Origin of the sequence: Pedobacter sp. CG_S7 (assembly GCF_040544395.1) — a bacterium.
GTDB lineage: Bacteria > Bacteroidota > Bacteroidia > Sphingobacteriales > Sphingobacteriaceae > Pedobacter.
This window is the reverse complement of record NZ_JBEONS010000041.1, coordinates 1-20,627: the sequence shown is the minus strand read 5'-3', so window position 1 is coordinate 20,627 and position 20,627 is coordinate 1. Positions and strand designations below refer to the sequence as shown.

Here is a 20,627-nt window from a genome sequence, read left to right as displayed (position 1 = left end):
TTTAGAGCTAATCAAAGGGGTGTTGTAGATACTAAATTCTTCCTGTTCAGAATGGAAAAACTTTTTGCCTAATCCCCAATTATTTTATGTGACCCATTTTTGTGCTATGGTAGCATAAATAATAGCTAATGAAATCTGGTTGCCTTTTTTGCTTTCCAGCACTTGATTGATGAAGGAGTTTTGTGGGTCGAGGTGGTTTTTGACGTTTCCTGTAAAACCAAAATAGTTGTAGAAAACATGATTGAAGAGTTTTATTTTTTCAATAGAACTCATTTCCTTTTGCAGGCCCAACCAGATTTCTCTTTTTATTTCTTCCATGTTATTGATGATTTTTTGCTCGTCTAAGTCTGGATATTGATAGCGGTTGATGATGAGCGCACCTCTTAACAAATCAAATGCTCCACTTTGGTACCATAAATTAAGGTCTTCTTTAACGCTAATGAATTGTATGTGGTGGACAAGTTCTTCGATGCGATTTTGTAAGAGCGAATCCATTGATTCTTCCCAGGTGCTTTCTAAAACGGCTATTGCTGCAGAGCCATGTTCTAATAAACGCTGCGTTACAAGTTGGAAAACTTCCTTGTCTGGATCATCCAGAAGTTTTACGAGGGCACTTATTTCTGTACTATTTTCCATTATATGCAATTACAATTGTGCGTTTGTCTATTTTTGCGGTTATGGATTTTAGTTTTTTTATCGATTTTCTGAAGCATCGTTTTACCGCTAAAAGTAGACATGGTACACATTCTCCATTTGTTTATAAGCTTACAGATGAAGTAATTTACGATTTTAAGTTTAATAATGATTACGATAGTATAGAAGAACAAAGAAAAAAACTCTATCATGACGATCAGGTCATTGAGGTGACAGACCTTGGCGCGGGGTCTCATTTAAATAAAAACAGGAATAAAAAGGTGCGGCAAATTGCTAAAAACGCACTTAAAAGTCCGCGTTTAGCACAACTTATCTATCGTTTAGCAAAAGAAAATAAGCCGGCCAACATCATAGAGCTGGGTACTTGTTTAGGCCTAACTACAGCATATCTTTCTAAAGCTTGTCCCGATGCTAAGGTAATTACCATTGAAGGGTGTCCTCAAACCGCTCATGTAGCGTCAAATAATTTCGAAGCACTACACCTTAAAAATATTGATTTGCGGGTAGGTAATTTTGATGAATTATTGCCTGCAATAGTTTCTGCGCAGCAAAAGCTTGACTTTGTATACCTAGATGGCAATCACCGTAAAGAGGCAACGTTAAATTATTTTAAATGGTGCTTGCCAAAAGTTCAGGAAAATACGCTTTTGATTTTCGATGATATTTATTGGAGTAAAGGGATGAAGGAAGCTTGGGCAGAAATTAAGGCACATCCGCAGGTTACTTTAACCATAGATTTATTTTGGATTGGCTTGGTCTTTTTCAAAAAAGGGCAGGCAAAGGAGCACTTTAAAATAAAATTTTAATTAAAAGGCCTCAGCAAGACTGATGTAGAAACCACTTTGTCTTTTCTCATTTGGTGCTTTTTCGCCTGCGCCATAATCAAGGCGTATGCTTAAGCCTTTTTCAGGATCATAAAAATACCTCATACCGCCTCCAAAATTAGGTTTTAAAGCATTGAATGCGAAATCACCATTTTTGAAAACCCTGCCTGCGCCTGCAAATGCAACAAGGCCAAATCTGTTGGAGAAACGATAACGCAGTTCAGTTTGTGCCGCAATAAGGTTTTCATCTCGGAAACGACCTCTATAATAGCCCCGCATCATCTCATCGTTTCCGAGTTGAGGCAGTAAATAAAAGGGGGTATTTTCACTCTGTATACTGTAAAATATACCATTTAAGCCCAATACCAACTGTTTCGCTAGGGGGAAAAAGTTGCTTGCTTTCACCTTAATCTGGCTTGCGCTATAATTGCTTTGAGAAAATAGGTTTGGTGCATATTGATAGGTTATCCTACCAAAAAATCCTTTTGTTGGATAGTTATTTGAATTTCTGGTGTCATAACTTTGTGAAAGCCCAACAAACAAAACCGGGCCACCTTTCTTCCCTTGTAGATTAGGGTCGGAGGAGAATAGTCCTCCAGGTGCTCTGTCAGTATATTTATATTGCTCGAACCCTAAAGATATGCCTGTATAGGTAAATGGAAGAAGTGTTTTTTCTGCTTCCAGAAAAAGCTTGAACTGGTCTTCAAGAACCTTGTTTTCATTAAGTTCGAGCGTATTGTTTCCTATGCCATAAAAATTGAAAGGCGTTCTTCTAAATTTTAATTCGCTCATCAAATGGTATTTATTTTTAACGGTATATACATCACTTTTTATGGAGATGTTATATTGTTTTTTTGTGGATATAGAGCCAAGTACAGAAAAGTTGGAACTTCGGTTAAGGGGATCTTTGCGATCCATATAAATCGAATAAAGTGTTCCTAAGCCAAATTCAAAACCTGTTTCCTGTTTATAACCCAATACCGGAATTGGCATGAAACTGGGTTTTCGTGTCGTATCAATTTCATTTGATAATAGCCTTTTGATTAATTTTTTTTGAGCTATGGCATTTGATATCAAAAAAAAGAACAATAGGATTAAAGCAGGAGTTTTCATTAATTTTTGTTAATAGGGCTATTAAAACTGTAAGCTTAAATGGGTTGTAGCAAACCATTAAGTTTCATTGCTCAAATGTACAAGGAATTTAATAACCTGCCCAGAGTTTGGCACTGATCTAGTCAATTACTAGAAGTATATATTTTGAATAACTTAAGTAGATTCCTTTAATAGGAATATTTGTTTATTTTTGCGGATTAATACACAAATAAGATGAGCACAAGAGGACCTATATCGCAATTTATGGAGGGGAATTTCCTTCATTTCAATTCTGCAGCTATGATGGATGCTGCAAAAGGATATGAAACCCATTTAGATGAGGGTGGAAAAATGATGATCACACTCGCCGGAGCAATGAGTACAGCAGAGCTTGGCATTTCTTTAGCTGAAATGATTCGTCAGGATAAAGTAGCTATAATATCTTGTACAGGCGCTAATCTTGAAGAAGATATTATGAATCTTGTAGCACATTCGCATTATAAAAGAGTGCCTAACTATAGAGATTTAAGTCCGCAAGATGAGTGGGATCTTTTAGAAAACCATTATAACCGAGTTACTGATACCTGTATTCCTGAGGAAGAAGCCTTCCGCAGGCTGCAAAAGCACATCCATAAATTATGGAAAGACGCCGATACTGCAGGTGAGCGCTATTTTCCACATGAGTTCATGTATAAGATGTTATTAAGTGGTGTTTTGGAACAATATTATGAAATTGATCCAAAAAACTCCTGGATGCTTGCTGCTGCGGAAAAAAACTTACCGATCGTAGTGCCAGGTTGGGAAGATTCAACAATGGGAAATATCTTTGCTTCGTATGTTATGAAAAAAGAAATGACCGCAACCACTATGAAAAGTGGTATTGAATATATGGGCTGGCTGGCTGATTGGTATATTAAAAATAGTGAAGGTAAAGGAATCGGTTTTTTTCAAATTGGCGGTGGTATTGCTGGTGATTTCCCTATTTGTGTAGTGCCTATGCTTTATCAGGATATGGAAATGCCAAATATTCCATTTTGGAGTTATTTCTGCCAGATATCTGATTCTACAACCTCTTACGGGTCCTATTCAGGAGCAGTTCCAAATGAAAAAATTACTTGGGGAAAATTAGATATTGATACACCTAAATTTATTGTGGAATCTGATGCTACAATTGTAGCCCCTTTAATATTTGCCTGGGTACTGAAAATGTAATTCATATTTCCAAATGTCTACCTGTTTTAGGTAAGTATAATTTCAATGGAGATTTCAGATTTTCATTGATTTTAGCTGTTGAAGGCATATATATGTATTGTTTAGAATGAATATAAATTGTATTTGTTGTCATTTATTTGTCATTGATAAATTAATAAACTTTACTTTTGGGAACGTTTTTGGTGTATAGCTAAGGAGCTAGAGACTATGTATAACTTTAAGTTTTTTAATAAATTGAATAAAATACTAATTATGAGGGATATCTCATTGGTCATTAGAAGAGTTTGGAAGTCGGCATTCATGTTAACGGCTCTTTCTGTTTTAATTGTTTTTGGTACAAAAGCACAGGATGTGGTTGAAGGAAGGACAATCTTTAGGGAAAAGTGTACTTCTTGTCATGCTTTAGACCGTGATATGACTGGTCCTGCTTTGCAGCCCATTGTAGCAGCAAAAAGCGAAGAGTTCTTGTTGAAGTGGATTAACAATGCACCTGCATTTATTGCTTCTGGCAACAAAGAAGCGGTGGAAGCATCAAAATGGAATCCTAATGCAGAAATGACTGCATTTCCTACTTTGACTCCAGAGCAAATTAAAAGCATTCTTGCTTATGTAAAAGCAGGTGAGCCTAAAAAAGCAGGTGAGGATGCGGCAGGCGCTGCCCCGGCTGATGAGGTTTCTAATTTCTCACTAGCGGGTATTATCGCTATTATCTTAATTTCAATTATTGTTCTTGTTGTTTTAGCAAAAGCTATTAAGATGCTGGAACGTTTGATTCTACAGAAACAAGGTATTGAAATTATAGAGCCAGTAAAAGCTAACTTCATTGATGGTATTGGTGGGTTGTTTAAGAATAAGAAATTTATATTTTTCTTTATTCTTTGTCTTGTTATAGCCTTAGGGTCATTTGGTTGGAAAGGTATGTGGAATACTGGTGTTCACACTGGGTATCAACCTGTTCAGCCAATTAAGTTCTCTCATGAGCTACATGCTGGGGTGAATCAAATTGATTGTCAATATTGTCACTCTGGCGCGTTTAAATCTAAGAACGCTTCAATCCCATCGTTAAACGTTTGTATGAACTGTCATAAACAAGTTCAGGCAAGAGATAAATATGATGGAAACATTTCCCCTGAGATTCAAAAAATCTACAATGCAATGGGTTATGATGCAGATAAAATGACTTATGACAAGACTAAAGAAAAACCTGTTGAATGGGTACGTGTTCATAATCTTCCAGATTTCGCTTACTTCAATCACTCTCAACACGTAGTGGTTGCAGAAGATGCAATTCGTAGAGAAAAAGGATTACAGCCAAATGAACCTGTTTGTTTTGCTTGTCACGGTCCTGTTGACACAATGGAAGAAATTTATCAGTATTCTCCTTTAACCATGAAATGGTGTATAGAATGTCATAAAAAGACGGAATTAGACGTTAAGGATAATGCATTTTATACCAAAATCATTGAGGCTCATGAGAAGATCAAGAAAGGCGAAAAAATTACGCCTGCAGCCCTTGGTGGTTTAGAATGTGGTAAATGCCACTATTAATAGAGTTTGTAAAAAAGAACGTTCGATAAACAGTAATAAAGCTTAAATGGAAAGCAATAAAAAATACTGGAAAGGCTTAGAAGAGTATAAAAAGACTCCGGATTTTGTTGAAAACAACAAGAACGAATTTGCTGAGCCCCTTCCAATAGAAGATGTTTTAAATGAAGCAGGGTTAAGCACCGTAACTCCTCGCCGCGACTTTTTAAAGGCGTTAGGCTTTGGTTTAGGTGCAGTAACACTGGCTGCTTGTCAGCCAGCTCCTGTTCATAAATCAATTCCTTATATAATTAAACCGGAAGAGGTTATTCCAGGTATACCAAATTACTATGTGTCTACGTATAATGGCCAGAGTGTTTTAGTTAAAACCAGGGAAGGAAGACCAATCAAGATTGAACCCAACCCTAAAGCAGGAGAATTCAATCTTGGTACTGATGCACAGGCGCAAGCTTCTGTATTAGATCTATACGACGTATCAAAACTTAAAGTTCCTGTATTAAAAAATGACGAGACTACTTGGGCAAAGGTTGATGAGTTTGTAAAAGCAGAATTAAGTAAGGTACAGCCATCGGGAAAGAAAATACGTATTGTGTCTTCTTCAGTAAACAGTCCTTCAACAAAAAATGTTGTTACAGACTTTACGGTTGCCTACCCAAATACTAAACATATACAATATGATGCCGTTTCTTATACCGGTATCTTAAAGGCAAATGAAAACAGCTTTGGTAAAGCAGTGTTGCCTAAATATAACTTTAACAAAGCAGACCTGATTGTAAGCTTTGGTGCTGATTTTCTAGGAACATGGATTAGTGGTGAAGAATTTACTTCACAATACGTTTCTAATAGAAATAGCAAGTCTTTAGCAAAAGGGAAAATGTCCAGACATTTTCAGTTTGAAGCTGGAATGAGTATCACTGGTGCAAATGCTGATACACGTTTACCAATAAAATTATCTGAAGAGGGACCTGCATTAATCACTTTATATAATGCCATTACCGGTAGTTCTTTAGCTGGTTCGGCATTGCCTAACAATGCTACTGCTGATAAAGCATTAAAGTTGGTGGCAAAAGAGTTGTTAATGAACAAGGGAAAGGCGTTAGTCGTTTCAGGTTCTAATGATGTTTCTACTCAAATCTTAGTAAATGCTATCAACACTGCAATTGGCAGTTATGGTACTACTATAGATCTTGATAATCCTAGTAAACGTTATTCAGGTAATGATGCTGAGTTTAAAGAATTCATCAATGAAATGAATAGGGGCGAAGTTGGCGCAGTATTCTTTTTAAATACTAATCCTGCTTATGATGTTATTGATACTAAATCATTCACAGACGCCTTAGCTAAGGTAGCTTTAAAAGTTTCCTTTTCTGATCGTAAAGATGAAACTTCTACACTTTGTGATGTTATTGCAACTAACCAGAACTATTTGGAGTCGTGGGGAGATGCAAACATTTACGAAGGATCTTATTCCATTATTCAACCAACGATTAACCCGGTATTTAATTCTCGTCAGGCAGAACAAAGTTTATTGGTATGGTCTAATGCTCCTGTACAAGATTACTATCAATATGTTCGCAACAATTGGGATAAAAATATATTACCAGTACTTGGTAAAACATGGAATGAATTATTGCAAACAGGTGCTTTCACTTCAACGCTTAAAACGGCAGGTACTTATACCTTTGGTTTATCGTTAGACGCAGTAGCAAAATCTATTGTTAGCAGCAGCAAAGCGCTAGCTAAGGATATTGAACTCCACGTTTATGAAAGTATACCGATGCGTGATGGTAAATATGCGAATAACGCGTTCTTGCAAGAATTACCTGATCCGGTTACAAAAGTTACCTGGGATAATTACATTGCTTTAGCACCTAAATTTGCAGAATCATTAGGATATAAAGAATTTGATGTTGTTTCTGTTAAAGGAGCAAACGGTTATACAATTGAATTACCTGTTTTGATACAGCCAGGTCAGGCACAAGGAACAGCATCTATTGCGTTAGGTTATGGCCGTACCAAAGTTGGTAAAGCAGGAGATAATGTAGGTAAAAATGCATTTCCTTTTGTGGCTTTCGCTAATGGAACTTCGCAATATGCTACAACAGTTAGCTTGTCGAAAACTGGTTCAACTTATGAATTAGCACAGACACAAACTCACCACTCTATTGAAGGAAGAAACATCATACGTGAAGCTACTTTTAAAGAATATGTAAAAGATCCTGCCGCTGGTTCTGGTAACCATGGTGCAAAACATAAAACTTACGATCTGTGGGATAAGTTTGAAAAACCAGGAAATAACTGGGTTATGGCAATTGATTTGAATGCTTGTACCGGTTGTGGTTCTTGCATCGTTGCTTGTAACGTGGAAAATAATATTCCTGTAGTAGGCCGTGATGAGGTTCGTAAAAGAAGAGAGATGCACTGGATTCGCATCGATCGCTATTACAGTTTCGAGAATGAAGGCAAAAGCGTTTCTGAAGAATCTGAAATTGCTGGTCTTGAAAACCTTGACCTTGTATCAGTAGTACACCAACCGATGCTTTGCCAGCACTGTGACCATGCGCCATGTGAAACGGTTTGTCCGGTATTGGCAACGGTGCATTCATCTGATGGCTTAAACCACATGGCTTATAACCGTTGTGTAGGTACGCGGTATTGTGCAAACAACTGTCCGTATAAAGTACGTCGTTTTAACTGGTTCAATTACTGGAATGATTCTCGTTTCGATAATTACCTGAATAATGAATTTACTCAATTAGTACTAAATCCAGATGTTACTACCCGCTCAAGAGGCGTAATGGAGAAGTGCAGTATGTGTATCCAAAGAATTCAAGGTGGTAAATTGGCTGCTAAGTTAGAAAAGCGTCCTTTAAAAGATGGGGAAATCCAAATGGCTTGTCAACAGGCATGTTCAGCAAATGCAATTGTGTTTGGTGATGGCAACGATCCGGACTCAGAAGTTTCTAAAGCATTGCGCAGTGAACGTACTTATTACGTTTTAGAAGAAATCAACGTGCAACCGGGCATCGGATATATGACGAAAATTAGAAATACAAGTACAATACTAGCGTAAGCTGATATTAAATAAAATATAATATGTCAGGACATAACGAATCAATAATAAGAGAACCACTAATCACCGGAAGCAATATCACGTATGCAAAAATTACGAATGATATTTTAAACCCGGTAGAAAACAAGCCTAACAAGGCTTGGTGGATAGGATTTATCGTAGCATCAATGGGCGCGCTACTTTGGGTTTTCGCAGTGAGTTACACCTTTTGGACAGGTATTGGCGCATGGGGTTTAAATAAAACAGTTGGCTGGGCCTGGGATATCACTGGTTTCGTATGGTGGGTAGGTATTGGGCATGCTGGAACATTAATCTCAGCGGTTTTATTACTCTTCCGTCAAAACTGGAGAAACTCAATTAACCGGTCTGCAGAGGCAATGACCATATTTGCGGTTATCTGCGCTGCTACTTATGTAGTTTCCCACATGGGAAGACCATGGCTAGCATATTGGGTTTTACCACTGCCGAATCAATTTGGCTCTTTATGGGTTAACTTTAACTCCCCGCTAGTTTGGGATATGTTTGCCATCTCAACATACTTCTCTGTATCATTATTATTTTGGTATACAGGTTTATTGCCAGACATCGCGACTATTCGTGACCGGGCTGTCGGCTTTAGACGTAGAATTTATACTATCCTGTCCTTCGGATGGAACGGAAATGTTAAAACCTGGCAACGTTTTGAAGCTGTGTCTTTAATTCTTGCAGGTATCTCAACTCCATTGGTTTTATCAGTACACACGATTGTATCCATGGACTTTGCTACATCGGTAATTCCAGGATGGCATACGACTATTTTCCCTCCTTATTTTGTTGCTGGGGCTATCTTCTCTGGATTTGCAATGGTGCTAACCTTATTACTGGTTGTGCGTAAGGTAATGGGGCTGGAAAATTACATCACCATGTTCCACATCGAATCAATGAATAAAATCATTATTCTTACAGGATCTATCGTTGGTGTGGCTTACATTACAGAATTTTTTATTGCCTGGTATTCAGGGTCAGAATATGAACAATATGCATTTATCAACCGTTCAACTGGTCCGTACTGGTGGGCATATTGGATGATGATGACTTGTAATGTAATATCACCACAATTACTATGGTTCAAAAAAATCCGCACAAGTATCCCTGCAACATGGATTCTATCTATCGTTGTCAATATTGGGATGTGGTTTGAGCGTTTTGTAATTATTGTGACTTCCTTACACCGTGATTACCTTCCTTCAAGTTGGGCCATGTTTTATCCTACATGGGTAGATGTCGCTGTATTTGTTGGATCAATTGGCCTTTTCTTTACCTTGTTCCTATTGTTCCTGAGGGTGCTTCCTTCCATTGCAATTGCCGAGGTTAAATTACTATTAAAAGGTGCAAGTGAACAAAGTAAATTAGAATTGATTAAAGAAGGACATCTTGATAAGACACATGTAGATGAATATGTAGAATCTTTAGAGAAGTTCGATAGTGTTAAACAAGAAGATTACGCAAAACTATAACAATGAGTAATATCAAATATATCTTAGGCAGCTTTGGTGATCCTGACGAAATGATGCATGGCATTGATAAGTTACAGGAAAATAATATTAAGATACATGATGTGTATACGCCAATGCCTATACACGGCATTGAAGCAAAATTAGGAGTTAAACGTTCCAGATTAGATATCGCTGCATTCTTCTTTGGTTTAACAGGGACCATCACCATGCTTTCGTTTGTCTATTATGCAGCGGTAATTGATTGGCCAATTAATATTGGTGGTAAACCTTATTTTCCTCTGGCGAATTTTATTCCAATTACATTTGAGTTAACAATTTTGTTTTGTGCTTTTGGATTGGTAGGTTCTTATTATGCCTCAACACATTTGTTTCCAGGCAGAGCACCAAGAGTGATGGATTTAAGAGCTTCAGACGATAGGTTTATAATTGCTATTGATGCGAAAGATAACACTGAACACGACAAAATTGATAACTTATTAAAAGACGCAGGAGCTTTAGAGGTAAAATATAATGAAAGGAAATATATTAGTTATGAATAGGACTAGAATAGTATATGTAGCATTATTTGCATTCACTGTAGCTGTGTCTTTTTCGTCATGCAGAGATAAGCGTAGTACCGGTTGGGAATATGCAAGAAATATGTATGATCCTATTGCTTACAATCCGGATCAGGCTAATAAGAATTTTGCAAACGGAGTAACAGCACAGACACCTCCTCTTAACACGGATCCAATAGGTTTTGTTAAGTTTGAATTTGCAAATACAAAAGAAGGGTATGAAGCGGCAGGTGCCAGCCTGGTAAATCCTTTGGCTTTAACAGGGAAAAACCTGGAATCAGGTAAGCATTATTATACCGTTTTTTGCTCTCCTTGTCATGGTGACAATGGTGATGGTAAAGGACATCTGGTACAGATTGAGAAATATTCTGGTGTGCCTTCTTACCATGGCGATGCAGCATCTTCACGTGGTGGAATGATGAAAGATTTGACAGCAGGAAAAGTATACCATACCATTACGTATGGTTTAAATAACATGGGCTCACATGCTTCACAGTTAACTCCAGATGAAAGATGGAAAGTAGTGCTGTATGTTCAACAATTACAAAAAATACAATAGAAAAGCAAGAATAAATGGGAACTCATAATTATAATTTTACTGAGCAGTTTGAGTTTACAGGAAAAGCAAAAACTTTGAGTGTAATCGCTATCGTTATTGGTATAGCGGCTATAGCTTATGGTTTTTCTGATCATGAACTTCATGAGCGGACTTTTGCAAACCTGTTACTAATGGGGTATTACTTTGCATGCGTATGTATGTCTGGTGCATTCTTTTTAGCAGTTCAATTTGTTGCGCAAGCAGGATGGTCTGCCTCTATACTGCGTGTGCCAGAAGCTATGGCCAAAACTTTACCAATTGCGGTTGTTGTATTAATCGCAATTATTGGTGCAGGGCTGTACACACATAATTTATATCATCATTGGAATGCTCCGGGATTAACCGATCCTAATAGTCCTGATTATGATAAATTAATTGATGGTAAATCTGCTTTTTTAAATGTGCCATTCTTTATGGCCCGTCAGGTAATCTTCCTTGGTGTTTATAGCTTCTTCGCTGTATTGCTTGCAAGGTTATCTAATAATGAAGATCTGCAAGGTGGTTTAAATTCTTATAGAAAGAGTTTTAAATATTCTTGTATATTCTTGGTTATATATGGCTTTACCACACCAATTTTTGCTTTTGATACTATCATGTCTCTAGAGGCACACTGGTTTTCTACCATGTTTGGTTGGTATAACTTTGCGGCCATGTGGGTTAGTAGTTTAGCTATCATTGCAATTATCCTTATTTTGTTAAGGAAATCTGGTTACATGCCATGGGTAAATAATAGCCACTTGCATAACCTGGGTCAGTTCATTTTTGGATTCTCTATTTTCTGGACCTATGTATGGTTTGCTCAGTTCTTATTGATCTACTATGCAAACATGCCTGAAGAAACTGTTTATTTTTATAACCGTTTTGAATTCTACAAATTTTGGTTCTGGCTTAATTTGGTGTTAAACTTCTTAGCGCCGGTGTTATTGCTAATGGACCGTGATAATAAGAGAAAAGAGAACTCTTTGTTAATTGTTTCTATTATCGTATTGTGTGGACATTGGGTTGATTATTACCAAATGATTATGCCAGGAACAGTAGCAGAACATAATGGTTTTGGATTTATTGAGATAGGAACAGCTATAGGTTTCGTAGGTTTGTTTACCTTTACCGTATTAACGGCTTTAAGTAAGAAACCTTTAATTGCAAAAAACCATCCTTTATTGCAGGAGAGTTTGAATCACCACTTGTAACGGTGATTATTAGAGTGTATAAATTAATGGTGTATAAGTACAGCGTACTACTTTTAAGGAAATGAGTTTAAAAAAAAATATAATTAATAAAACAATGGCAGTTTCAACGGTAATGGTAACTGCGTTTGCAAGTACCAGCGCCTTTGCTCAAGGAGCTGCCGCTACCGCCGCAGCTAAAACTGTAGACATGGGACCGGTTTACAAATCGGTAATTTTTTACACAATGCTCTTTTTGTTACTTTGCTTATTTATAGCCATAGTAGGAAAAGCAATGCGTGTATATGAACTTACCCGCGAAGCCCAGGATAAACCTGCAGGTATTAACTGGAACGCTGTCAATGCAGTGCTATTTGCCGTGTTTCTAATTGTTGGCCTTTATGGTGTGTATTGGGAATATACGGTACATGGTAACATGCTTTTACCTGAAGCAGCTTCCATTCATGGGGTGAAAATAGATCAGATGTTTAATATTACTTTAATCATCACGACCATCGTTTTCATAGGTACACATATCCTTTTATTCGGATTTTCTTACTATTATAGACATAAAGGAGATAGAAAAGCATATTATTATCCACATAATAATACTATAGAGCGTATCTGGACTATAGTTCCTGCCTTAGTTTTAACCGTACTGGTATTGATGGGCTTTTTAACGTGGAGATCTATCTTTTATAAGATTGATGATCCTAATAATAAGCCATTAAGTATTGAGGTAACTGGTTCTCAATTTGCCTGGGCAATTCGGTATGCCGGTGCAGATGGAGTTGTTGGTCGTAAGAACTATAAGTTGATTACAGCCACTAACGGGCTTGGGATGGATTTTAAGGATAAAAACAATTTTGATGATCAGATGGCTGATGAGATTGTGTTACCAGTAAACAAACCAGTTAGGTTCACTCTTACAAGTAAAGACGTATTACATAGTTTCTACATGCCCCATTTCAGGGTGCAATTAAATACTGTACCTGGTATGTCTTCTTATTTTGAATTTACGCCGACTATAACAACTGCAGAAATGCAAGTTAAGACCAATGATCCTGCATTTAAATACATTCTTTTATGTGCTAAAATATGTGGGCAAGGACACTTTAACATGCAGAAAAAGGTAACAGTAGTTTCTCAGGAAGAGTATAACGAGTGGATAAAGAAACAACCGGTATACATTAATAATGATTTAAGAAAGCAATTCGACTTGCCAATAGTTGCAGAACCTGCAACAGCTCCTGCAGATACAACTGTTAAAGATACCGCTGCAGTAAAAACAAATCAACTGGCTTTAAAAAATTAACATACGGGAATAAAGCATTATGTCAACTATAACTTTACACAATACGCATAACAACGAGGACCATTCACATGGTCATCACGAGCAATCCTTTTTAACAAAATATGTGTTTAGCCAGGATCACAAAATGATCGCTAAGCAGTTTTTGATCACAGGGATTATCATGGCGGTAATCGCGATGGGCTTATCTATTTTATTTCGTCTGCAGTTAGCCTGGCCAGATAAAAGCTTTCCAATTCTTGAAACTTTTTTAGGTAAATGGGCCGAGGGTGGAAGAATTAAACCCGACTTTTACCTTGCACTGGTCACCATACATGGTACCATTATGGTATTCTTCGTGTTAACAGCAGGGTTAAGTGGTACCTTTAGTAACTTGCTAATTCCATTGCAATTGGGTGCCAGGGATATGGCTTCGCCTTTCCTTAACATGCTTTCTTATTGGTTCTTCCTGATTGCCTGTTTAATCATGATGGGTTCCTTCTTTATTCAAACTGGCCCTGCAAGTGCAGGGTGGACAGTTTACCCACCATTATCAGCATTGCCAACAGCAATTTCAGGTTCCGGCCTGGGAATGACTTTATGGTTAATGAGTATGGTCCTTTTTGTAGCTTCTCAATTAATGGGTGGTATCAATTATGTGAGTACTGTATTAAACATGCGTACTAAAGGAATGGACATGTGGAAAATGCCTTTAACTATTTGGGCTTTCTTTTTAACTGCTATTCTTGGTGTATTATCTTTCCCTGTATTGGTTGCAGGGGTAGTACTTTTGATTTTCGATAGGAGTTTTGGAACAAGTTTCTACCTATCTGATATCGTTATGGGTACACAAGTACTTCCTAATCAAGGTGGATCACCAATTTTATGGCAACATTTATTTTGGTTCCTAGGTCACCCTGAAGTATATATTGTAATTATGCCTGCTTTAGGTATCTCTTCAGAAGTAATCTCTGTAAATTCAAGAAAACCTATTTTTGGTTACCACGCCATGGTATATTCATTGATAGGTATTACAGTACTATCATTCATTGTATGGGGTCACCACATGTTTGTAACAGGTATGAATCCATTACTTGGTGGTGTGTTTATGATAACGACACTTATTATTGCAGTACCATCAGCAGTAAAAACCTTTAATTACCTGGCTACTTTATGGAGAGGTAACATCAGGTTCACAACGGCTATGTTATTTGCTATTGGTTTGGTTTCTTTCTTTATATCAGGTGGATTAACCGGTATATTTTTAGGTAATGCTTCCCTGGATATTAATTTACATGATACTTACTTTGTTGTTGCTCACTTTCACCTTGTAATGGGTTCTGCTGCCATCTTTGGTATGCTTGCTGGTGTTTATCATTGGTTCCCAAGAATGTTCGGTAGAATGATGAATGAAAAGTTAGGTTACCTTCACTTCTGGATAACGTTTATTTGTGCTTACCTTGTTTTCTTCCCTTTACACTTCTTAGGGTTAGATGGTGTACCTCGTCGTTATTATGCTTTCACAGAATTTGAATTTATGCAAAAGTGGGTAACGGTTAACGTTTTTGTTACCTGGGCAGCTATTGTTGCTGCATTAGTACAAGTGGCTTTCTTATTCAACTTCTTTTACTCCATCTTTAAAGGTAAAAAGGCAATTCAAAACCCTTGGGGTGCTAATACATTAGAGTGGACAGCACCAGTAGAACATTTACATGGAAACTGGCCAGGTGAGTTACCTACGGTTTACCGTTGGCCATATGATTATAGCAAACCAGGTGCCGAAGATGATTTCATACCACAAACAGTACCTTTTTCTCAAACGATGAATTCAAACATGCCACATGATTTTGAAGGAAATACTGAGGCAGAACGTATTCAAAGCGAGTGGGTATTAAAACAAACAGCCAATACTACCACACAAGACTAATATTAGTTTTTAATTTATTATGGGGTATCTGCAGTGAGTAAATACTTACAACAGGTACCTCATTTTTTTTAAACATGATTAGATGATTTCTAAATCTCAGTCCTTATTTATTAGGCTTAACCTAATTACCATTGCTGTGACCTTATTGGTTATTTTAGCTGGTGGAATTGTGCGTAGCACAGGCTCGGGAATGGGATGCCCAGACTGGCCAAAATGTTTTGATCAGTATATACCACCCACTTCTGTTAACCAGTTACCTGCAGATTATAAAGTGAAATATGTGGCCGAGCGTGTTGCGAAAAATGAGAAGTTTGCCCGTACATTAGATAAGCTAGGTAAAAAACACCTCGCAGATCAAATAAGACATGATGAATCCATTCTAGTTCCAGATGAGTTTAACGTTGCAAAAACATGGACAGAATATATAAACAGGTTAGCAGGCGCCGTAACAGGTTTTTTCATGCTTTCACTGGTAATATATTCCTTTTCTTACCGAAAAATAGCTAAGCGGGTTATTGTATGGAGTGTCATCAATCTTTTTGTGGTTGGTTTTCAAGCCTGGTTGGGGTCTATTGTAGTGTCTACAAATCTGTTGCAATCGATTGTTACCGTTCACATGCTTTTAGCTCTGGTTATTTTGGCTATTCAGGTTTATACCTATCAATATGCCCAACAATTGTATAAAGATAAAATGGTTGTTATTTCAAAAATGAGCTGGTTAAAAGTGCTTATTTTGAGCTCAATTGCACTGAGTATTTTGCAGATTATATTGGGTACGGAAGTACGTGAAGCGATTGATAGTATTTCAAAGAATTTACTGTATAGTGAAAGGGAATCCTGGGTTAGTAAAGTAGGTGATGTGTTTTCCTACCATAGAGATTTAGCCGTGTTGGTAGTTGTTTTTAATGTCCTGATTTATAAAGTTGTGATGGAAAAATTTGGGGGCAAAGCTACCGAACTAAGGCTCGGTAATTCTATTGTAATTGTTTTAATTGTACAGGTATTAAGTGGCTTATTATTATCTAACTTTGCCTTACCTCCTTATGCCCAAGCAATTCATATTTTATTTTCGACCTTATTATTTACGTTACAGTTTTATTTGTATTTGTTGGTTTACAATACAATTACATATAAACATTAATTAATTACTTTAATTTGAGACAGTATATAGCAGATTTTTCAAAACTTATAAAATTCAGACTTACATTTCTAGTTGTATTTTCTGCATCTATAACTTTTTTGATGGGATCTAAGATGCAGGTTTCCAGGGGAGACTTGCCAGGTATTGACTGGACTGGCTGGTTAATATTAATTGCTGGAGGCTTTTTCGTAACCAGTGCGGCAAATTGCTTCAATGAAATCATTGAAAAAGACCTGGATAAATTGATGACCAGAACAAAAGACAGACCTATGCCTGCCGGAAGGATGACCACTGGTCAGGGTTTAGTAATGGGTTTGGTAATGGGTATGTTGGGTACTTGGCTTTTAGGTAAATTAAATCTGGAGACAGGTCTCTTATCTGTGTTCTCCATTTTATTATATGCTTTCGCTTATACTCCTTTAAAGCGTAAATCGCCTATTGCTGTGTTTGTAGGAGCCATTCCTGGTGCTTTACCCCCACTAATTGGGTATATTGCCGCATTAGGTCATTCCACTTCTTTTCAACCCATAGATTATACTATTGCCATTGTTTTGTTTTTGGTGCAATTTGTATGGCAATTCCCGCATTTTTGGGCTATTGCTTGGGTATTGGATGATGACTATAAAAAAGCAGGATTTAGGTTACTGCCAACTACAAAAAGAGATAAAACAAGTGCATTAATTACCTTATTAAGTAGTATAATTTTAATACCTGTAAGTTTACTGCCAACCTTTTACGGTTTCGGTGGCTACTATATCGCAGGAGTCTCTATTATTGCAGGGTTAATTTTTTCCTGGTATGCATTGAGGTTATACCTGGATCTAGATTTGGTTAGTGCAAGAAAACTAATGTTTTGTTCTTTCTTTTATTTGCCTATAGTACAATTGGTTTTATTATTCGATTTTTTAACTCAATAATTTATTATATAAATGGATCCTACATTTCAACAAAAAGATGTAAAGTTTGACTCCAAGCCAAAGAAGTTTATTGTCTGGCTATTTGTAGTTTCATCAACAATTATGTTTGGTGGCTGGACAAGTTATTACATTGTTTTTGCCGCATCAAAAGGTAAAGGACATGGTTTGGTATTGCCTGATGTATTTTTGTACAGCACGATGGTTTTGCTAAGTAGTAGTATCTGTTTATTTCTGGCCTCAAAAGCCTTAAGAAATAAACAATTACAAAAGCAGAAAATCTTTTTATGGCTAACACTGTTTCTTGGTTTGTCTTTTGGCTACCTGCAGATAGAAGCCTGGTCTAGTTTATATCAAAGTGGGGCAGTGCTACTTAACAATAATGCAGCAATATCTATCATTTATATTGTGTCTGGTTTTCACTTGTTACATATTTTTGCGGGCTTGTGTTTCATTTCAAGCACGTTAATTGGTACTTATGGTAACATTTTACCAGAAAGATTACAATTCCGGATGGAAATATCAGCTATATTTTGGCATTTTATAGATATATTATGGATATATCTGTATGTTTTTTTACTTTTGAACAGTTAGAATTTTTAACAAACTATTACAATCAATAAAATGGATTCATTATCACAATTAGATCAGGTAAAAACTACTGCATGGAGCGGCGGCCGTTCACCATGGTCCGTAGAATATGGCAAAATAATGATGTGGTTTTTCTTGCTTTCTGATGCATTTACATTCTCCTCATTACTCGTGTATTATGGTGCACAACGTTTCACTAAATTTACATGGCCTGATCCTGATTTAGTTTTCCAGTCAATACCTGGTATAACTGATTCTGGTGCCCCATTAGTATTTGTGGGTATCATGACCTTTATTTTAATTATGAGCTCTGTAACGATGGTTTTGGCAGTAGAAGCCGGACATAGGAGGGCAAAGAAAGAAGTTATCTGGTGGATGGTTGCAACTATTATTGGGGGTTTAATGTTCCTGGGTTGTCAGGCATTAGAATGGTCACATTTACACCATGAAGGATTCTGGTTTGCAAGCTTTCCTGAGGGGGCAAAACTAGAGGAATATTTTGTTGGTCCTGTTTCCACGGTGGCAGCATTACAATTCTCTAACTTGTTTTTTACCATTACAGGATTCCATGGTTTCCACGTATTTACAGGGGTACTTATTAATATTATCATCTTGTGTATGACGATTACTGGTGTTTTTGAAAAACGAGGAACTTACTTAATGGTTGAAAAAGTGGGTTTATATTGGCACTTTGTCGATTTAGTTTGGGTATTCGTATTTACTTTCTTTTATTTGGTTTAATCTTTTAATAAAATATAATGTCAGAACATAACATTAATACAACTGAAGGACACGCACACGAAGAGCATGCTGGTCTAAGTAAGAAAAAAATATGGCAGGTATTCGGTATCCTGTTATTAATTACGGTTATCGAATTTTTCATTGCTTTATGGGTAATTCCAAATGGTTATATGTCTCACCATATCGGTAACTTCGTTTATATTGTTTTAACTTTAGTGAAAGCGTTTTATATTGTGGCCTACTTTATGCACTTGAAGTATGAAAAATTAGGTTTGCAGCTGGCATTAACAGTTACCTTTATTTTTATCCTTTACTTCATCGTGTTAATGCTTATTGAAGGTAACTTTTTGCACTTGCACATGACTGCTTAGTAAATGAAATTATTTCCTATAAAAAAAATATTAATCCTGGTCACCATTTTAGCGGTACCAGGATTTTTATATTATTTGCTTCAGGATAAAGGTAAGAACAGGTATAAACCACTTCCTTACTTTGGTCCTAAAACTGTTGCTGCTACCTTTCATTCTGTAAGGGGCACTAAAATAGCAGATACTAATTATCATCAGATTGCTGATTTTAAATTATTGAATCAGCAGGCTGACACCATAGCTTGGAAAAGCTTTGAGCGTAAGATTATTGTGCTGAATTTATTTTATGCCACTGATAATCCTGCTACAAAAACGGCTAACAATGCCTTAAGCGTTTTGCGCAAAACTTACGGAAAAAATAAAATCATCAACTTTGTAAGTTTAAGTATTGATCCGGGAAGAGATACTCCAGATGTTTTATCTAAATATGCACTAAAGTACAATGCTAAACCAGGGAAATGGGATTTGTTAACTGGAGACAGTACACAAATCAATAACCTGGTTAAACAGGAACTGTTTATTGATGTTGTTCAGAAGAATGAAAACGGCATAAAGCATTTTGCTTATAATAATTTATTTGTTCTAATTGACTTTAAACACCACATAAGGGGCTATTATGACATCTCCACACAAGAAGCTTTTTCAAAGTTAGATGATGAAATAAAGGTTTTGATTGTAGAAGAACTACGTAACAATACTGACGGTAGATAAAAAGAAATCCAATGAATTTAAATAATAAATTTTTCTCCAGATTAATCTGGATTGTTTCGGCAGTGGTTTTGTTGGTTGTTATTACCTTGAAACTAGTTCCGCCACCTCAAAATAAACCTTCCTTTATTTATTTGTTACCGCACCTTATTGGAGGTATCAATGCAACTTGTTCTGTTTTATTGGTCTTATCGTTGATCTTTATTAAGAACAAGAATATACAGGCGCATAAAATAACCAATGTTATAACTTTTATGCTTTCTGCAGTATTCCTTATCTTTTATATTCTGTTTCATCTTTATGAAAAGGATACAAAATTTGGAGATGTTGACCATAATGGAATTCTATCTGCCGCCGAACTTGCAGCAGTGGGTGTTGGCCGTTATATCTATTTCTTTATTTTAATTACCCATATCATTTTGGCTATTGTTGTTCTGCCCTTAATTTTAATCAGTTTTCTACGAGGCTTCAATATGCAAGTAGAAAGTCACAAGAAAATTGTACGTTGGGCATATCCTATTTGGCTATATGTGGCCGTTAGTGGCGTGGTGGTTTATTTAATGATTTCTCCTTATTATAATTTTTAGCTAATTATAATTTATTATTACTTTAATGCTTTGCTCAAAGTTGATTCTTTGTAACTACTCAGGTACTTTAAAAGATTTGACTGTTTTCAGCCCTTGTAATCGTTGTTAGTTTAGGGGCAGTTTCAAAATTCAAATAAAATGG

At 36.6% G+C, this 20,627-nt stretch carries 19 protein-coding genes; 17 read left to right on the top strand and 2 right to left on the bottom strand.

The genetic code is table 11. The features are described from left to right. Positions 1-84: 84 nt before the first annotated feature. Positions 85-636 carry a transglutaminase family protein gene (locus AAKU52_RS15390; protein WP_354335122.1) on the bottom strand — a complete coding sequence of 184 codons (552 nt, stop codon included), beginning with the start codon at positions 634-636 and terminating at the stop codon, positions 85-87. Between the two features lie 41 nt (positions 637-677). On the opposite strand from AAKU52_RS15390, the gene AAKU52_RS15385 reads away from it, so the two are divergent. Next, the gene (locus AAKU52_RS15385; protein WP_354335120.1) at positions 678-1,460 is read left to right on the top strand and encodes an O-methyltransferase; all 783 of its coding nucleotides are present in this window, start codon (positions 678-680) and stop codon (positions 1,458-1,460) included. Here AAKU52_RS15385 and AAKU52_RS15380 read toward each other — a convergent pair whose 3' ends face one another. Continuing rightward, the gene (locus AAKU52_RS15380) at positions 1,461-2,471 is read right to left on the bottom strand and encodes a BamA/TamA family outer membrane protein (RefSeq protein WP_354335118.1); all 1,011 of its coding nucleotides are present in this window, start codon (positions 2,469-2,471) and stop codon (positions 1,461-1,463) included. Between the two features lie 333 nt (positions 2,472-2,804). Here AAKU52_RS15380 and AAKU52_RS15375 point away from each other — a divergent pair, with 333 nt between their 5' ends. The 16 genes from AAKU52_RS15375 to AAKU52_RS15300 all read left to right on the top strand — a co-directional run bounded on the left by AAKU52_RS15375 (position 2,805) and on the right by AAKU52_RS15300 (position 20,485). Further along, positions 2,805-3,782, top strand: coding sequence for a deoxyhypusine synthase family protein (locus AAKU52_RS15375; RefSeq protein WP_354335117.1), 978 nt, complete (start codon positions 2,805-2,807; stop codon positions 3,780-3,782). A 252-nt stretch (positions 3,783-4,034) separates the two neighbouring features. After that, positions 4,035-5,330 carry a cytochrome c3 family protein gene (locus AAKU52_RS15370; protein ID WP_354335116.1) on the top strand — a complete coding sequence of 432 codons (1,296 nt, stop codon included), beginning with the start codon at positions 4,035-4,037 and terminating at the stop codon, positions 5,328-5,330. 46 nt (positions 5,331-5,376) lie between these two features. After that, positions 5,377-8,400 carry a TAT-variant-translocated molybdopterin oxidoreductase gene (locus AAKU52_RS15365; RefSeq protein WP_354335114.1) on the top strand — a complete coding sequence of 1,008 codons (3,024 nt, stop codon included), beginning with the start codon at positions 5,377-5,379 and terminating at the stop codon, positions 8,398-8,400. 23 nt (positions 8,401-8,423) lie between these two features. Next, the gene (gene nrfD, locus AAKU52_RS15360) at positions 8,424-9,896 is read left to right on the top strand and encodes an NrfD/PsrC family molybdoenzyme membrane anchor subunit (protein WP_354335111.1); all 1,473 of its coding nucleotides are present in this window, start codon (positions 8,424-8,426) and stop codon (positions 9,894-9,896) included. Positions 9,897-9,898: 2 nt separating this feature from the next. Next, on the top strand, positions 9,899-10,435 hold the full coding sequence (locus AAKU52_RS15355) for a DUF3341 domain-containing protein (RefSeq protein ID WP_354335109.1): 537 nt from the start codon (positions 9,899-9,901) through the stop codon (positions 10,433-10,435). Continuing rightward, entirely contained in the window at positions 10,428-11,012 is a 585-nt protein-coding gene (locus tag AAKU52_RS15350; protein ID WP_354335106.1) for a c-type cytochrome, read from the top strand. The genes AAKU52_RS15355 and AAKU52_RS15350 overlap by 8 nt, the downstream gene beginning before the upstream one ends. A 14-nt stretch (positions 11,013-11,026) precedes the next feature. Beyond that, the gene (locus AAKU52_RS15345; RefSeq protein WP_354335104.1) at positions 11,027-12,241 is read left to right on the top strand and encodes a quinol:cytochrome C oxidoreductase; all 1,215 of its coding nucleotides are present in this window, start codon (positions 11,027-11,029) and stop codon (positions 12,239-12,241) included. 94 nt (positions 12,242-12,335) lie between these two features. Continuing rightward, positions 12,336-13,532 (top strand): cytochrome c oxidase subunit II, encoded by a 1,197-nt coding sequence (locus tag AAKU52_RS15340; protein ID WP_354335102.1) that lies wholly within the window; start codon positions 12,336-12,338, stop codon positions 13,530-13,532. A gap of 19 nt (positions 13,533-13,551) precedes the next feature. Beyond that, the gene (locus tag AAKU52_RS15335; RefSeq protein ID WP_354335100.1) at positions 13,552-15,435 is read left to right on the top strand and encodes a cytochrome c oxidase subunit I; all 1,884 of its coding nucleotides are present in this window, start codon (positions 13,552-13,554) and stop codon (positions 15,433-15,435) included. Between the two features lie 82 nt (positions 15,436-15,517). Continuing rightward, positions 15,518-16,576, top strand: a complete 1,059-nt coding sequence (locus AAKU52_RS15330; RefSeq protein ID WP_354335097.1) for a COX15/CtaA family protein — start codon at positions 15,518-15,520, stop codon at positions 16,574-16,576. A 14-nt stretch (positions 16,577-16,590) separates the two neighbouring features. Next, positions 16,591-17,493: a heme o synthase gene (gene cyoE / locus AAKU52_RS15325; protein ID WP_354335095.1), complete on the top strand. Its 903-nt coding sequence runs from the start codon at positions 16,591-16,593 to the stop codon at positions 17,491-17,493. A gap of 12 nt (positions 17,494-17,505) precedes the next feature. After that, positions 17,506-18,084: a cytochrome c oxidase subunit 3 gene (locus AAKU52_RS15320; protein ID WP_354335093.1), complete on the top strand. Its 579-nt coding sequence runs from the start codon at positions 17,506-17,508 to the stop codon at positions 18,082-18,084. Positions 18,085-18,114: 30 nt separating this feature from the next. Then, positions 18,115-18,822: a cytochrome c oxidase subunit 3 gene (locus AAKU52_RS15315; protein ID WP_354335090.1), complete on the top strand. Its 708-nt coding sequence runs from the start codon at positions 18,115-18,117 to the stop codon at positions 18,820-18,822. A 17-nt stretch (positions 18,823-18,839) separates the two neighbouring features. After that, a complete protein-coding gene (locus tag AAKU52_RS15310) occupies positions 18,840-19,193 on the top strand; it encodes a cytochrome C oxidase subunit IV family protein (protein ID WP_354335088.1) in 354 nt (117 codons plus the stop codon). 3 nt (positions 19,194-19,196) lie between these two features. After that, positions 19,197-19,901, top strand: a complete 705-nt coding sequence (locus AAKU52_RS15305; protein ID WP_354335086.1) for an SCO family protein — start codon at positions 19,197-19,199, stop codon at positions 19,899-19,901. Positions 19,902-19,912: 11 nt separating this feature from the next. Then, on the top strand, positions 19,913-20,485 hold the full coding sequence (locus tag AAKU52_RS15300) for a DUF420 domain-containing protein (protein WP_354335084.1): 573 nt from the start codon (positions 19,913-19,915) through the stop codon (positions 20,483-20,485). Positions 20,486-20,627 lie beyond the last annotated feature (142 nt).